This is a genomic window from Aeromonas sp. sif0611 (assembly GCF_019218845.1).
GTDB lineage: Bacteria > Pseudomonadota > Gammaproteobacteria > Enterobacterales > Aeromonadaceae > Aeromonas > Aeromonas media.
On the sequence record NZ_JAHUWU010000003.1, the window covers coordinates 411,269 to 426,901 of the forward strand.

Genomic DNA, 15,633 nt, shown 5'->3' on the forward strand with positions numbered 1-15,633 from the left:
AGGTGTTCAAAATGCAGCCGGTTACCCACCTTTTCTCCTATCCCCGCTACTGGGCCGAGTGCTACGGCACTGCGCCCTTCCTGCCCATGTCCAGAGCGGAGATGGACAAGCTCGGCTGGGACAGCTGCGACATCGTCCTGGTGACCGGTGACGCCTACGTGGATCACCCGAGCTTCGGCATGGCGGTCATCGGCCGGATGCTGGAATCCCAGGGCTTTCGGGTCGGCATCATCGCCCAGCCGGACTGGTCATCGAAGGATGACTTCATGCGCCTGGGCAAGCCGAACCTCTTCTATGGGGTGACCGCGGGCAACATGGACTCCATGATCAACCGCTACACCTCCGACAAGAAGCTGCGCCACGACGACGCCTACACACCGGGAGACATAGGCGGCAAGCGGCCGGATCGCGCGACCCTGGTCTATACCCAGCGCTGCAAAGAGGCCTATAAAGAGGTGCCTGTGGTGATCGGCGGCATCGAGGCATCGCTGCGCCGTATCGCCCACTACGACTACTGGTCCGAGACCATCCGCCGCTCCATCCTGCTGGACGCCAAGGCTGACATCCTCATCTACGGCAACGCCGAGCGGCCGCTGATCGAGGTGGCGCACCGCATCGCAGGTGGCGAGACCATCGACACCATGCAGGACATTCGCGGCACCGCGGTGATCCGCCGTGAGCCGCTGCCGGGCTGGCGCGGGGTGGATTCGAGCAAGCTCGACCAGATTGGCCGCATCGATCCCATCATGAACCCCTATATGGAAGGGGCGCCCTGCTCGGATGATGAGGGCACGGCGCCGGTGGAGCAGGAGGCCAAGCCCGTGCTGGTGCAACCGCCCAAGCAGAAACCCTGGGAGAAGACCTACGTCAAGCTGCCGGCGTTCGAACGGGTGAAGGAGGACAAGGTGCTCTACGCCCATGCGTCCCGCATCCTGCACCACGAGACCAACCCCGGCTGCGCCCGCGCGCTTTCCCAGGCTCACGGCGATCGCATCATCTGGGTCAACCCGCCCGCCTTCCCGCTGGAAACCGACGAGATGGACGGCGTGTTCGGCCTGCCCTACCAGCGGGTGCCGCACCCGGCCTATGGCAACGAGAAGATCCCGGCCTACGAGATGATCAAGACCTCGGTCAATATCATGCGCGGCTGCTTCGGTGGCTGCTCCTTCTGCTCCATCACAGAGCACGAGGGGCGCATCATCCAGAGCCGCTCGGAAGAGTCGATCATCAAGGAAATCGAAGAGATCCGCGACAAGGTGCCGGGCTTTACCGGCGTCATCTCGGATCTCGGCGGTCCCACCGCCAACATGTACCGCTTACGCTGCAAGAGCCCCAAGGCCGAGCAGACCTGTCGCCGTGCCTCCTGCGTCTGGCCGACCATCTGCCCGCACATGGACACCGACCATACCCCGACCATCAACCTCTACCGCAAGGCGCGGGATGTGAAGGGGATCAAGAAAATCCTGATCGCCTCCGGGGTGCGCTACGACATCGCAGTGGAAGATCCGCGCTACATCAAGGAGCTGGCCAAGTACCATGTCGGCGGCTACCTGAAGATCGCGCCCGAGCACACCGAGGAGGGCCCGCTCTCCAAGATGATGAAGCCGGGCATGGGCAGCTACTACAGCTTCAAGGAGCTGTTTGACAAGTACTCCAAAGAGGCGGGCAAGCAGCAGTACCTGATCCCCTACTTCATCTCCGCCCACCCGGGCACCACGGATGAAGACATGGTGAACATGGCGCTCTGGGTCAAGACCAACCGCTTCAAGCTCGATCAGGTGCAGAACTTCTACCCGTCGCCGCTCGCGAACGCCACCACCATGTATTACACCGAGAAAAACCCCCTCAACAAGGTGAGCCGCCAGGGCGGGGACGTGTTCGTGGTGAAGGGGGAGCGTCGCCGTCGCCTGCACAAGGCGCTGCTGCGCTACCACGATCCGGCCGGCTGGCCGATGATCCGCGAAGCCCTGCTGGAGATGGGCAAGGGCCACCTGATCGGCAACGGCCCCGACTGCCTGGTGCCGCCGGAAGGCCGTGGCGAGGTCAAGGCCGAGCGCAGCCGCAGCAAGGGCCTCAAGCCTGCCCTGACCCGCCACAGCGCCATCACCCATCAGCGCAGCAATGGGGCGGACAGCAAGGCTGCTGGTGGCAAGGCGGGCAATGGCAAGCCAGTAGGCTCCCAGCTCAGCAAAGGGGCTGGCAACGGCAAACCTGCCGCGCAAGGCACAGGTCAAGGTAAACCGGCCGGTAAACCCGCTCACAAGGGCAAGGCCCCGACCCGCGCGGGTTCTGCCAAGCCGGGAGCCAAACCCGCCACTCAAGGCGGCAAGCCTGCGGCCAAAGGAAATGGTGCCAAGCGACCGGCTCGGTGAGTTTTCCTGATTGAACAGCGATAGAAATAAAAAAGGCGACCAGATGGTCGCCTTTTATGTATGGAGATGGTATTCACCTGACAGTTGCCCACAAAAGGGAGTGGTCATACGGCTTCAAACCGGATAACAAAACGGTACCCCTACCGTGTTATCCGGAGTCACCGTATGACCACCAACGAGAAAGTAGCACGTCGTAAACTCAGCCTGCTAGAGCTCGCCAAAGAGCTCAATAACGTCAGCAAAGCCTGCAAGCTTATCGGCTACAGCCGTCAGCAGTTCTACGAAATTCGCCGTAACTATCAGACCTATGGCGCCGAGGGCTTGCTCGACAAACTACCCGGCTGTAAAGGGGCGCATCCCAACCGGGTCGCTCCCGAGATTGAACAGGCCATCCTCGATTACTCTCTCACCAGACCAACCCATGGCCCGCTGCGGGTCGCGCAAGAACTGGCTCTGCAAGGCATCAACGTCAGTGCGGGCGGTGTGCGTGGCGTGTGGCAACGTCACGACTTGCTCTCCAAGCATGACCGCTTGTTGCGCCTCGAGAAAACCCACAGGGAACAGACGATTGAGCTCAATGACGAGCAGATCCGCCTGCTCGAGCGCTTCAGCCCCGAGTTTCGCGAACGCCAAATTGAGGTTCACTACACCGGGGAACTGGTGGCGGTCGACACCTTCTTCGTCGGCGCACTCAAGGGGGTGGGCAAGGTGTATCTGCAAACCGTACTGGACTGCTACAGCCGCCACGCCTGGGGACGGCTCTACACCAGCAAGCTGCCGGTGACCTCGGTTCATGTGCTCAATGAAACGGTATTGCCGTTCTTCGAAGCCCATGAGGCGCGGGTCTATACCATCCTGTCGGACAACGGGCGCGAGTTCTGTGGGCGCCCTGACCATCATCCCTACGAGCTGTTCCTGCAACTGGAGGGGATTGAGCACCGGACCACCAAGGTACGCAGGCCGCAGAGCAACGGCTTTATCGAGCGGCTACATCGCACCCTGCTGGATGAACACTTCCGTATCAAGGGGAGGACAACCTGGTATGAGTCGGTAGAGCAGATGCAGACAGACCTAGACAGCTATCTGGATCACTACAACACCCAGCGGCCACATCAAGGCAGGATGATGGAAGGGCAGACTCCCTACAGCATGTTCAAGAAGGGTCTGAAATTGATACCGAAGGAAGTGCGCACTAAAGTAGCGTAAACAAGACACCGGTTTGAGGCCGGTGTCAGGTGATAACTAGATCTGTACACCTTTTATTTCTTGATAAGATATTTGCTATCTTTTTATGAAAATCATTAAAGTGCTCATTTGAGCATAATGTTTTCTATGAAAGAGAAATAATATTAATCTATCGTATTGCTCATATCTTGGCAATGGTGTTCAAACTTAATCATTTGCGTAACCTCATGCTGTAACAATTCAGTTAGTTTTTGAAGAGAACCGAAAAGGAACTGAATGTTCTCTAGCTTGATCTCTGAAAGGATAGCGGGATTATTCGAAGAAGCGAAATTTGTGAGCGGCATTGTCGCGAAAGACTCTATTTCTTTTGTGATAGCTAGAATATCGCCGGTTGTTATGGATATATTGCATTTAATTAAATCATTAATGTTGCTGTTTGTATCGTTCACTATCCGAGTTTTTCTACGGCGATGGTGTGAAGTTTTTTCTTGATCATCAGATTTTTGGTTAAATTGATTGGGTGTACTATCCATACTTAACTCCTATTTAATTTTAAGTGGAAATTATTCTATTGTTTTGGTTACGCTAGCTATTAATGTTGTTTTGAGGGATATCTAGATGACCATTATAAAAGTTAGAAATGAGTTATTTTAGTTGTGGAAATATTTTCACATTATGTTGATTCTGACATAAATATTACTTTTTACACTATTATAAACTGGGCAATAAGGGCTGTTACCTCTTTACTCATGCGCTATTTAGCCTTTTGTTAAGATATCCATCCTCATCAATCAGTCAGTTATTGATGGTATTGATAGCGTTGAGAAATAGTTTGGAAAGAGGAATGCTCACACTCCTCTCTATATTAAATCAGAATCGCTGTGCGATTCTTGCCACTTGGATACCACTAGCAAGTCTTGTATTGTCCGCATCCCTCCAGTAAACATTATCACCAACGGATGAGACATTTTGCTGTGGTGGAACAGTGATTATTAATAATCCAAGTCCATAAAAATCATTAAAGTCTATAGTGGAAAGTACTTGTCCTTTTAGTGGCTCACTGAGCTCTGAATTTCTGATAGCAGTAGCCCATTTAGCAAAATAATCCTCTAGGCTGAGACCCAGCTTAGTTGCCTCTCGTTTAACTCCGACAACATATCTTGAACCTACCTTTAATGGTTCAATTTGATCTAATTGAGAAATTAAAGTCGCATGTGATTCTTTATCTGTTACCCCAATAATTATTTTCCCAGTACTTCCTTTGCCATTGTTAGCCATAGCACAAATAGTATTTATTATTTTTTCTGTGACTTGTGGATTCTCTTCTCTTTCACTGTTTAATTGTAAAATACCTTGTTTTAACTCGTAAGAGGCTAGTTCAATTTCGGAGCGTCTAATTACGCCTTCAATATCAATAGTTGAATGATTGTTGTAAATCGGAAGTGGTTCATCACTTACAATAAAGCAATCACCAATAACCCCTTTAACAGCATTGATATTTGTTCGTCTTCCTGTAGATGAACTTGCTCTTCTACCAACAGTTATTCTGCTTACGATATTGTTAAGGTTTCGTTTTAATTCTGCATAATTGCTGATCTTTTTATTGTCTCTGACTATCAACTCAAAAAATGCAATAAATAAAATAGTGAAAACGGCAGGGAATCCGTTTGTGTTAGTTTCTTCGAATATTTGGTCACGTAATTTTACAAACGCACCATGATTGCAAGTTTTCAATATTTCATCTAGGCAATATTTAAACTCTTCAGTGAACCTATTTGGATTGTATACATCTAAAGCTGTGTTAATTCTTATTGATTCCTCATGACTACTTTCGTAAATGCAATCTAAAGCGTCTTTCGAACGTTCGATTAAAGAACCACCAATAATGCAAGCAGCTATGTCAGCGATACATTGTTCATCCATACTATCTCTTAAATCAGTCGAACGTAATATTCCATGTTTGACCCAGAACGTTTCCTCTGCTTGAATCTCATAACCATGTTTCATAGATGGCAAGTCTATACTGATGGCGGGCATATCTGCTAATAGAATATTATCTTTTGAAATATCCCCTCGGATTGAACAAGCAATATTTCTTATCATGTTGGAGAAGTTATTTTCTACACCCGCTTGCCGTCTCTCTTGATCACTCAGGCGATGTCCATATGAGTTAATTCTATCAAAAACATCATTGATTTCACCTTCGCTTGAATTTCGCATAATGGATAATGCTAAGGTGTAGTCTAAAATAGTGCCAACATCTCTTTGGGATAATTTTTTCTCAACTTCGTTGGGGGTAAAGCCTCCTTCATCAGCTCGAGTGTTAGCAGTCGGGAAAAACTGTAAATTAAATAAAGAGCCATCTGTTGTAGTGTATCTCGTTTCTATAAATGACATGATGGCATGCAGTCTTTGTAAGCCATCAATAATTTCATATGTACCTGGTTCTGATTCTCTTTCTGCAATTAAAATTGCTGGGATTGGATACTTTCTTAATAATGAGTCAATAAGTTTTTGTTTTTCCTCTAAAGTCCAAACCAACTTTCTCTGATAACGTCTGTTAACGTATAGTTTTCCTTCAATGAACCAGTTATAGATCGATTGGATTGGTGTAGGTTGCGATGCTAACTCAGCCATAAATTATCCTTATTTACGTGTATTTTAGACTATGAGATCATGCTGAAAATAGAATTTTATATATAATTTGATTTTTATTGGTTGTTGAATATTTAATAAATAGCAATATTTTCTAACGCAATTCTGAATCTGATATCAATAATAAATGAAATGTGGGACACCATACCTTCCTGTGTGTGCCATAACGTCACCAAATCCCACGCTACCGCCCGTGGATTACAGCTTCCAATATGCTCCCTTGACCAGCGATGGCAGCAACCCATCGCAGTTCAACAGGTTCTGGATGGCTATGGTAAGTCAAACGAAGCTGGGCCAGCGAGCACAAAACGGAGGCAACCATCAGGAAGTCATCGTTTTTTGAGCCAGGTCATCAAAGCGCGTAAGCAGGTGCGATAAAGGCGGGCAAGCAGGCGCTGCTTTGCTATCTTGGCGGCTGGCTAAAGGATAGGGAGGTATAACGGCCTCTCTCCTGAATATATTGCAGCGGGTATTCCCGAACAGGAGTGAGCAGATGGCGATAAAAACGCGATCCCGCAGAGAGAAGATTGGTAGCGGGCTCGGGCTGGTGATGGGGCTAATAGCCTTTAACCTGATAGCGCCCCTGCTTCTGGAATCAAAAGAGATCTCTGATATGAACCGGATGATAGGGGCCATGGTCAGCGCCATGATCTGCTCCGAGCTGGGGGCCCGAATCGGCAAGTGGCTCGATACCAGAGAGCAGGCCAAGTCCCCAGAATAGAGGGCAACATGGGCCGCCCTCGTTTGTCGTTTAGCCGCCGCGACGTTCCGGTTCACTGCGGTGCAAAAAAGTGGTCAGGGTATCGCGCGGCGGCGTGATGCCGCATTGAACCAAAATGCGCCCGATCGCCCCTCTGTGATAGCCGCCGTGGGTCACCAGATGCAGCAGCATCTCGGCGCGGCTCATCTGCCCCTTGTCGCCATCCACGAAGTTGAACGAGAGCACGGCCTCGCCATCCGCGTGGCTCAGGCCGGCAACGTAATCCAGATACCAGGCATCCAGTGTGCCGATGGCGGTGCGCAGCGCTGCCAGGGTCGGCGTCTCCGGGGTATTGGTGGCACTGAAGCCATGGGGCTCCCCCAGCAGATTGCCCTTGAAGATGGCATCGACCACATGGATATGGTTGAAGATGCGAAGGGCATTGTGGTGCGCCTCGGGATGTAGCTGCGGGTCCAGGGTGGCGAGGGCATCCAGCAGCTCGCCATCGGCCCAGGCCTTGTAGCGAAACAGAGAGTGAAGGGGCGAATGGCTCATGGTCTTCCTTGATGGGGTCAGCGCGGGAAGAGGGCATCTTAGCCAGCCGATGGCAGCAAGAAAACTCCCCACCTGACGGGGTCGGTGACCGGCCAGTGTGCAGGGCATTGGATGTGCCCGGTGCGAGTGAGATGTTACCCTGTGCCATCGCATTCATGACAAGGAGTTCCCATGCGCATTGCCCTGATTGGCCTCGGTGATATCGCCCAGAAGGCCTATCTGCCGCTGATTGCCAGCGACGAGCGAGTCACCCCGCTGCTCTGTACCCGGAGTCCAGCTGTGCTGGACAAGCTGGCCCGCCAGTATCGGATCCCCGAGTGCTTCACCGAGGTGGATGCGCTGCTCGCGAGTCGCCCGGATGCAGTGATGATCCACGCCGCCACCGCCGTACATGGCAGGTTGGCGGAGCAGTGCCTGCGCGCTGGCATTCCCACCTTTGTCGACAAGCCGCTCTGTGACAACGCCGCCGAGGTGGAGGCGCTTGCCGACCTTGCCCTTATGCAGGATTGCCCGCTGTTTGTGGGCTTCAACCGCCGCTATCTGCCCGCCATGGCCGCCGCCCGAGCGCAGCCGCTTGCAGATAGTTAGCCGCTTACCGAGCTTAACTGGCAAAAACACAGGTACGCCCTGCCGGGGCTGCCACGCCAGTTCCTGTTCGACGACTGTATCCATGTGCTCGACAGCCTCTGCTGCTATGGCGGGCTACCCACCGGGGATCTGCATGCGGTGCTGCGGCGAAGTTCCCAGCAGCCCGAGCTGCTGGCCGGGGTGAGCGTCGCCTGGCAGAGCGGCCAGGTGGCCGTGAGCGGCAGCATGAACCGCAGCGCCGGCCTCACCGAGGAACGCATCGACGCCTATGGTGACAACCTCTCCTTGCATATCGAGAACTGCACCCGGGGCACGATTGCCCGAGACAAAACCGTGCAGACCCTGGCACCGGACGACTGGCAGCCGGTATTGGCCCAACGGGGCTTCGTTGCGATGCTGGATCACTGGTACCAACAGATTGAGGCGGGCAGAGCCGATGGGATGCTTGTCGAGAGCTATTTGCAGAGCCATCGACTGGCTGAGCGGCTGGTCACTCTGGCCGAGGGCAGGCAGTAGCGTCCGTTATTCGTGGTTCCCATGCTGAACGCAAGAACCGAAACGGGCGAACGAATGAGCAGACCACTGTACAAGATGGCGTATCCCTGCGCAGTCAGCCGGCGAGGGCGCCGCCGCGCGAGCCAAGCGCTGGCTTGTTTGCTATCTTGGCGCCCATGAAAGATCTGCAGAGCAACAAAGTGTGATGAGCAACGTTTCGCAAATGGCGCCGGGCCTGCCACGTGTCGATGAGCGCCCGATCGCGGCGGCCAAGGTGGCCCGTTCATGAGCATTATTCTGGGCATAGATCCCGGCTCCCGGATCACCGGCTATGGCGTCATCCGCATCGTCGCGGGCAAGGCGGAATACCTGGGCTCAGGCTGCATCCGCACCGACCTGGGCGAGCTGCCGTCCCGCCTCAAGCAGGTGTATGACGGGGTGAGCGAGATCATCACCCAGTTCAAGCCGGACGAGTTCGCCATCGAGCGGGTCTTCATGGCGCGCAATGCGGATTCGGCCCTGAAACTCGGCCAGGCCAGGGGCAGCGCCATCGTCGCGGCGGTCAACGCCTTGCTGCCGGTGAGCGAATACTCGGCGACCCAGATCAAGCAGGCGGTGGTGGGCACGGGCGGCGCCGCCAAGGAGCAGGTGCAGCATATGGTGACCCATCTGCTCAAGCTGTCGGCCACCCCCCAGGCGGATGCGGCGGATGCCCTCGGGGTGGCGCTCTGTCACTTCCACACCCGCCAGAGTCTTATCAGGATGGCGGGACGAGCCACCAGTTCGGTACGCGGTCGCTATCGCTGATCTCTCGCGGGGGGGCGAGACGGAGCGCATTGCACCATGCACAGCCCGTGGCCCGGTGCGGTGTTGTCAAAAGCGCTGATTGAGTCACAACCTGTCGCACTTCCCAGGCGGACTCTCATGAGAAATCGGTGCGGCAATGGCGGGGAACCTCCCGTCCAATCAATAACTTGTGATACTCATCACACATTTCTCGTAAAATAAGCCGGCTTCGTCTTGCTCCATCACACTCCCATAATATGGCGCCTGTTGAATAACAGTATCCGTATGAGCCTTTTTTAGGCTCCTGTTCTAATCATCATCGGGAGATATGAGAGTGAAACCATTTGCAGCTGAATTTATGGGCACCTTCTGGCTGGTGCTGGGAGGCTGCGGCAGCGCCGTGTTGGCAGCCGCGTTCCCGAATGTGGGGATCGGTCTGCTGGGCGTGGCCCTGGCGTTCGGTCTGACCGTGCTGACCATGGCCTATGCCATCGGCCACATCTCTGGCTGTCACCTGAACCCTGCCGTGACCCTGGGTCTGTGGGCCGGTGGTCGCTTCCCGGCATCGGGCGTCGTGCCTTACATAGTGGCTCAAGTCCTCGGCGGGATCGCGGCGGGTGGTGTGCTCTATGTGATCGCCAGCGGCCAGGCCGGGTTTGACGTGAGCGCCGGCTTTGCCTCCAACGGTTATGGTGAGCACTCACCGGGCGGTTACAGTCTGCTGGCGGCGCTGGTGTGTGAAGTGGTGATGACCGGCTTCTTCCTGTTCGTCATCATGGGAGCCACCGACAGCCGTGCACCGGCGGGCTTTGCTCCGATCGCCATCGGTCTGTGCCTGACCCTGATCCACCTCATCAGCATTCCGGTGACCAACACCTCGGTCAACCCGGCGCGCAGCACAGGGGTGGCGCTGTTTGTCGGTGACTGGGCCGTCGGCCAGCTCTGGTTGTTCTGGGTCGCCCCCATCGTCGGTGCCATTCTGGGTGCATTGGCCTATCGTGTGATCGCCACGAAAGAGTGATGTGTTGCTAAGTAACGTGTGGTATCGGCACGCCCTCGGGCGTGTTTTTTTGTTTCTGATGGGCACGAAAGCGGGCCGCCAGGGCCCGCAGTATTGTTCAGCCTGCTGAGAGAGGGAAGGGGCTAGAGACCGCGGGCGCTCAGCATCTCTTTATAGCGCTGGTGCAAGAGTTGCACTCGTGCGACATAGGCGCGAGTCTCTGCGTAGGGCGGGATACCACCGTGTTTTTGCACCGCGCCTGCGCCCGCGTTGTAGGCGGCCGTGGCCAGGGCGACGTTGCCGTCATACTGCTTGAGCAGGCCCGCCAGATACTTCACCCCGCCGAAGATGTTCTGCTCCGCCAGCAGGGCATTGCCGACCCCGAGCTCGCGGGCGGTGGCGGGCATCAGCTGGGTCAGCCCCATGGCCCCCTTGCGGGAGACCGCCAGCGGATTGAAGGCGGATTCGGCGTGGATCAGTGCTCGAATGAGGGCAGGGTCGACGCTGTAGGTCTTGGCCGCCGCCTTGATGGTGCTGGCATAGTCATAGAGGAAGAGGCCGGTCGTGCGCCAGTTGACCCTGGAGGCGGGATCGCAGGCGTAGCAATCGTTGAACAGCAGCAGCTCGTAATGACCTTGCTCCGGCATCATGTCGGAATAGCGTACTACCCCGTTCTTTTGCACCGATTTGTAGACCTGGATCTGGCGAGTGGTGGGGACCGATGCGGGCTCTGCCACCTCGGGTGACGGGATCGACTCGGGTGACGGGATTGACTCGGATGTCAGGACCACCACCTCGGCCGGTGGCGGCAACTGACTCCAGGCAGTGAGGGGGAGCAGTGAAATGGCTCCCAGCAACATCCATGCTTTCAACGGCTTGCTCCTTAAGCCTCGTTAGCCACGTTGAGTAAAGCATCCGTGGCGAGACAGAACAAGGGCCCCGGTGACGAGTCGCAAGAAAAGCCCGGGAAGAAAAGGCTCACGAGCAGCCTGAGCCGGATGCTGCAGCCTCGCAGAGGGCCGTGGAGGGCACCACTGCCTGTCAGCTGGCTATTGGCTTTTTTGTAAGTTAAAGGCGTGTTATCTTGCAGTTGCTCCACTCTGGTCTGATCTCTTCGTGGGGCTGGATGGTGGGTCAAGAGAGGGCCGGGTGGCCAGAGCGAAATGGGTATGAAAAGCAGGCGGGCGATGGAGCTCAGATTCGAAGAGTACTGTGACGCGGATCTTTCCCTGATCAGGGACTATTACGAGACGACGTTTTCCCACTATGTGCCGGATCTGGCCGAACGGATCTTCGTGGTACGGGATGCCCATTGGCTGGTGGGTGCCGTGCGCCTGCGCGACGAACAGGACTATTACCACCTGTGCGGATTTCGACTGCTGCCCCACTACCAGTCACTGGGGCTGGGTTCCCGGCTGCTGCAGCACGCCTGCAACGATCTGCTGGACAAGCCCGTGATCTGCCACGCCTTGCCTTTCGAGAAACCCTTCTACCTCAAGGCGGGCTTTGCCCACCTTCCCCTGCATGAACTCGACGGACCGCTGCATACCCTCTATCACCAGCAGCGCGAACAGGGTTACCAGATCGAGCTGCTGGTGCGTCAGGCGATGGTCACTGCCTACAACTGATCCCTCACTGGGGCTTGGTCAGCAGGCGGATCTTGCCCGGTGACAGCTCCAGCCCCAGCAGATTCTCCTTGAGCCAGGCCTGGTTGGGATCCTTGTCGTCGAGCTTGTAGACGGGCTGGGTCTCCAGCCGCTTCTCCATGCTCTGCAGCAGCATTCTCAGCATGAAACCGAACTTCTGCTCGGCCGCCGCCGGCTCCAGCTTGTAGTCAATCAGCTTCATGTTGTCGAGGAAGAGCGCGCTCTTGGCCTTGTCGTAGCGGGGTCTTGCCTCATAGGTCATGTTCAGCAGTGCATCGTACTGGGTCTGATCCGGCAGGGCGATTTTGAGCCGCCCCTTGCCAAAGACTCTTGCGGTATCCGGACTCTGGCGGCCGATCTGGACATCGCTCTGCTCGAGCTGCACATGGGCCTTGATGATGCCGGGCAACTCCAGCTGTTTGTCGACTTGTACCTGGGATTGCAGGTACTGGTTTATCTGCTGCTCATTGATGTCATATGAGCCTTGACCTAGCATGGCCAGACTCAGCAGCATAGATTGCAGGATCATGCTAACGACCTGATAGAATGGGTTTGCCCCACAGCATACCATTCTGGCCCTGTGGGATCTGCCCATGCCCTTTGTTCATTACACCAAGGAGTCGTCTTGCTCGACGGTCTGGAATACGACATTCAGTTGCTGTTCTCCCGCTTTCTCGGCTGGCTGTTGCTGTTGTTTCACACCGTGATCGTGGCGGGGATCTCCCTGCGAGTGGTGATGAAGCGGCGCCCCATCGGGGTATCCCTCGCCTGGCTGGCACTCATCTATGCTATCCCCTTCGCCGGGGTCGGTTTCTATGTGCTGTTTGGGGAGATACGGCTCGGTCGCAAACGGGCAGAACGTGCCCAGGCCATGTACCGCCCTTACGCCATCTGGATCCGCCAGCTCGCCCGCCTCTTTCCCCAGCACTGCTGCGAGGTGGGCAGCAAGGCGCGTCCGCTCCATGATCTGATCCAGGGGCGGCTGGCCATGCCCATGCTCTCGGGCAACCGGATGACGCTGCTGCACAGGCCCGAGACCATCTTGCAGGAGATAGTGCGCGACATCCGCGGCTCCTCCCAATCCTGTTACCTGGAGTTCTACATCTGGCATCCCGGTGGGGATGTGGATGCGGTGTGCGAGGCCCTTGTCGAGGTGGCGGCGCGCGGCGTGGATTGTCGTGTGTTGCTCGACTCCATCGGCAGCAAGGCCTTCTTCCGCTCCGGTTGGCCAAAATCGCTGCGCGCGGCCGGGGTCAAGGTGGTGGAGGTGTTGCCGGTCGGTGCCTGGCGTATCCCGTTCCAGCGCCAGGACTTGCGCATGCACCGCAAGCTGGTGGTGATCGACGACAGGGTCGGTTACACCGGCTCCATGAACATGGTGGATCCCCGTTTCTTCAAGCAGGATGCCGGGGTTGGTCAGTGGGTCGACATCATGATCCGGGTGCAGGGGCCCGTGGTGCCCCTGATGTGGTCCACCTTCGTCTGGGACTGGGAGATGGAAACCGGCGAGCGGCTGCTCGACAGCCTGCAGCACGAGCCCGAGGCCTGGCCGCAAACCAACTATCGGGCCCAGCTCATCCCTTCCGGCCCCTTCGTCGGCGGCGACTGCATCCAGCAGAGCCTGCTGCTGGCCATCTACCAGGCGCGCCATCATCTGGTGTTGACCACCCCCTATTTCGTGCCGGATGACCCGCTGGCGGCGGCGCTCTCCTCGGCGGCGGCGCGGGGGGTGCTGGTGCAGCTGGTGCTGCCGGCGCGTAACGACTCCCTGATGGCCAATCATGCGAGCAACTCTTTCATGGAGGATCTGCTGGCGGCCGGGGTCGAAATTTACCGCTATGATGCCGGTCTGCTGCACACCAAGAGCGTGCTGGTGGACGACGACTTCGCCCTGGTGGGCACGGTCAATCTCGACAGGCGCAGCCTCTGGCTCAATTTCGAGATCACCCTGCTCATCGACAACCCGTTGTTTGTCGCCGAGATGAATCAACTGGTGCAGGGCTACATGCTGGAGGCGACCCCCATGTCGCTGACCAGGTGGCGTGCCCGCCCCTGGTACAAAAAATTGCTGGAGAACGTCTTCTACCTGTTCAGCCCCCTGCTGTGACAGCCGAGAATGGGTCATGAGCCGGGATCTGGCTTGCTTGTGTTCCCATCCTCCCCGTAGAGTGCGCCTAGGCACCCGCCATAGAAAAATCAGGAGTAAGAGAGCAGATGAAAAAGACAGTGGCCATGGCTGCCGGAGCGGCATTGGTGGTGGGTGGGCTGGGCGCCTGCTGGTACACGGGCAATGCCTTCGACCGCATCCTTGGGGAGCAGATCGTGAGGGCCAAGCAGGAGAGCGGCGTCGAGATCACTTGGCTGCCCACCAGCGAGAACCTGTTCACCCGTGATGGGGTGCTCAAGATAGTGGTGCCGCCCCAGACGCTGGCGAGTTTCGATCCCCAGATGGCGGGAAGCGACCCCATCGAGCTGCAACTGCTCGTCAACAGCCGCCTGCTGCCGCTCTATATCAAGAGCAACATGCTGCTCGATACCGCGACCGGGACCCTGGCCCCCGTCTTCACCGCCCTCGGCATGCAGCAGTGGCAGCTTGGCCTGGAGTCGGCCAGCAGTCTCTGGACCATGAGCAACAGCTCCCGTTTCTGGGCCAGCGACTTCAAGGTCAGGGAGGGGCTCAACGAGTTCAGCTTCCTGCCCCTGAGCGGGGATTATCGCGGGGATCTCGATGGCAATGGCCATGTGGTCTTCCAGTGGCTGGGCATGACGGTCCACGATGCGCAAAGCAAGATGGATCTGGCCCTGGCGGATCTCAAGGGCAGCGCCGACATGGCCGAGATAAGCGGCATCTGGCTCTCTCCCCACAGCGAGATGACGCTCTCCGCCCTCTCCCTGCAACTGCCGGAGAGCGTCAAACTCTCGTTGCAGGGGGTCAGCACCAACACCCAACTGGCGGGGGATGATGCCCAGACCCTCTCCAGCCGTTATCAGATGAAGGTGGCGACCCTCAATCTGGAGAACGAGAGCGACAGCCTGGCGCTGACTCAGGGAAGTCTGGATCTGGCGCTCAAGGGGCTGGATCTGGAGGGCTATCAGACCCTGCAGGAGGCCAGCAGCCAGCGGGTGGACGAGGCGGCTATCCAGCAGGCGCTGGACAAGATGCTGCAACGGGGTGCCACACTGGAGCTGACCGATCTCAGTGCCCAGCTCAACGGCGAGCCTGTCAGCCTGAAAGGGGAGGCCAAGCTTGCCCCCACCACTCTGGAGCAACTGATGGGGAGCGAGGAGGGGATGCAGGCCCTGTCCGGGCTGCTCCATGCCAGCCTCGGCGACAAGTTGGGCAAGGCGGTGCCGCAGCTGGCACCCATGCTGGCCCAGTTCACGGCCCTGGGTTATCTCAAGGCGGAGCAGGCGCACCTCAATGCCGAGCTCAAGCTCGACAAGGGGCTGGTCACCGTCAACGGTCTGCCCCTGCCTCAATAAGCGCAGGCAGACGAAAAAGGCTCCCTCGGGAGCCTTTTTATTGGCTATGTCCCAATTACGTGTTGCATGGGGCGCCCTAGCGCCTCATGCAAGCAACATCTGACGTCTATCCCTCGTTGATAACGCTCCAGCATCCGCCGCCAACCCAGATAATGCTTCAAGTAAGAT

At 56.5% G+C, this 15,633-nt stretch carries 13 protein-coding genes and 2 pseudogenes; 9 read left to right on the plus strand and 6 right to left on the minus strand.

Going from position 1 to position 15,633, the window contains the following annotated elements:
• The first annotated feature begins 11 nt into the window (after positions 1-11).
• Positions 12-2,372 (plus strand): YgiQ family radical SAM protein, encoded by a 2,361-nt coding sequence (locus tag KW824_RS11085; protein ID WP_218409793.1) that lies wholly within the window; start codon positions 12-14, stop codon positions 2,370-2,372.
• 165 nt (positions 2,373-2,537) lie between these two features.
• The gene (locus KW824_RS11090) at positions 2,538-3,578 is read left to right on the plus strand and encodes an IS481-like element ISAs19 family transposase (protein WP_042017433.1); all 1,041 of its coding nucleotides are present in this window, start codon (positions 2,538-2,540) and stop codon (positions 3,576-3,578) included.
• 143 nt (positions 3,579-3,721) lie between these two features.
• Here KW824_RS11090 and KW824_RS11095 read toward each other — a convergent pair whose 3' ends face one another.
• Positions 3,722-4,090 (minus strand): hypothetical protein, encoded by a 369-nt coding sequence (locus tag KW824_RS11095; protein ID WP_218409794.1) that lies wholly within the window; start codon positions 4,088-4,090, stop codon positions 3,722-3,724.
• Positions 4,091-4,427: 337 nt separating this feature from the next.
• Positions 4,428-6,194, minus strand: a complete 1,767-nt coding sequence (locus tag KW824_RS11100) for a DUF262 domain-containing protein (RefSeq protein ID WP_218409795.1) — start codon at positions 6,192-6,194, stop codon at positions 4,428-4,430.
• A gap of 511 nt (positions 6,195-6,705) precedes the next feature.
• Between KW824_RS11100 and KW824_RS11105 the strand changes: the two genes are divergently transcribed.
• Positions 6,706-6,933 (plus strand): hypothetical protein, encoded by a 228-nt coding sequence (locus tag KW824_RS11105; protein ID WP_043131165.1) that lies wholly within the window; start codon positions 6,706-6,708, stop codon positions 6,931-6,933.
• A 30-nt stretch (positions 6,934-6,963) separates the two neighbouring features.
• Here KW824_RS11105 and KW824_RS11110 read toward each other — a convergent pair whose 3' ends face one another.
• The gene (locus KW824_RS11110) at positions 6,964-7,467 is read right to left on the minus strand and encodes a DinB family protein (RefSeq protein WP_218409796.1); all 504 of its coding nucleotides are present in this window, start codon (positions 7,465-7,467) and stop codon (positions 6,964-6,966) included.
• A gap of 171 nt (positions 7,468-7,638) precedes the next feature.
• Between KW824_RS11110 and KW824_RS11115 the strand changes: the two are divergent.
• The 3 genes and pseudogenes from KW824_RS11115 (at position 7,639) to aqpZ (ending at position 10,357) form a co-directional block, all read left to right on the plus strand.
• Positions 7,639-8,571 (plus strand): annotated as a pseudogene (locus KW824_RS11115) (Gfo/Idh/MocA family protein).
• Between the two features lie 264 nt (positions 8,572-8,835).
• Positions 8,836-9,357, plus strand: coding sequence for a crossover junction endodeoxyribonuclease RuvC (ruvC, locus tag KW824_RS11120; RefSeq protein ID WP_005326958.1), 522 nt, complete (start codon positions 8,836-8,838; stop codon positions 9,355-9,357).
• Between the two features lie 313 nt (positions 9,358-9,670).
• Positions 9,671-10,357, plus strand: a complete 687-nt coding sequence (aqpZ, locus tag KW824_RS11125; protein ID WP_218409797.1) for an aquaporin Z — start codon at positions 9,671-9,673, stop codon at positions 10,355-10,357.
• Between the two features lie 122 nt (positions 10,358-10,479).
• Here the strand turns inward: aqpZ and KW824_RS11130 are convergent, their stop codons facing one another.
• Complete coding sequence (locus tag KW824_RS11130) at positions 10,480-11,196, minus strand: lytic transglycosylase domain-containing protein (protein WP_218409803.1); 717 nt, start codon at positions 11,194-11,196, stop codon at positions 10,480-10,482.
• A gap of 327 nt (positions 11,197-11,523) precedes the next feature.
• Here KW824_RS11130 and KW824_RS11135 point away from each other — a divergent pair, with 327 nt between their 5' ends.
• Positions 11,524-11,964, plus strand: a complete 441-nt coding sequence (locus tag KW824_RS11135; RefSeq protein ID WP_005326964.1) for a GNAT family N-acetyltransferase — start codon at positions 11,524-11,526, stop codon at positions 11,962-11,964.
• Between the two features lie 4 nt (positions 11,965-11,968).
• Here KW824_RS11135 and KW824_RS11140 read toward each other — a convergent pair whose 3' ends face one another.
• On the minus strand, positions 11,969-12,511 hold the full coding sequence (locus KW824_RS11140) for a DUF1439 domain-containing protein (RefSeq protein ID WP_005326967.1): 543 nt from the start codon (positions 12,509-12,511) through the stop codon (positions 11,969-11,971).
• A 96-nt stretch (positions 12,512-12,607) separates the two neighbouring features.
• Between KW824_RS11140 and cls the strand changes: the two genes are divergently transcribed.
• Positions 12,608-14,089 (plus strand): cardiolipin synthase, encoded by a 1,482-nt coding sequence (gene cls, locus KW824_RS11145; protein ID WP_005326968.1) that lies wholly within the window; start codon positions 12,608-12,610, stop codon positions 14,087-14,089.
• Between the two features lie 107 nt (positions 14,090-14,196).
• A complete protein-coding gene (locus KW824_RS11150) occupies positions 14,197-15,465 on the plus strand; it encodes a DUF945 family protein (RefSeq protein ID WP_218409798.1) in 1,269 nt (422 codons plus the stop codon).
• Between the two features lie 44 nt (positions 15,466-15,509).
• Here KW824_RS11150 and KW824_RS11155 read toward each other — a convergent pair.
• A pseudogene (locus tag KW824_RS11155) lies at positions 15,510-15,633 on the minus strand (IS1595 family transposase); the annotation flags it as partial.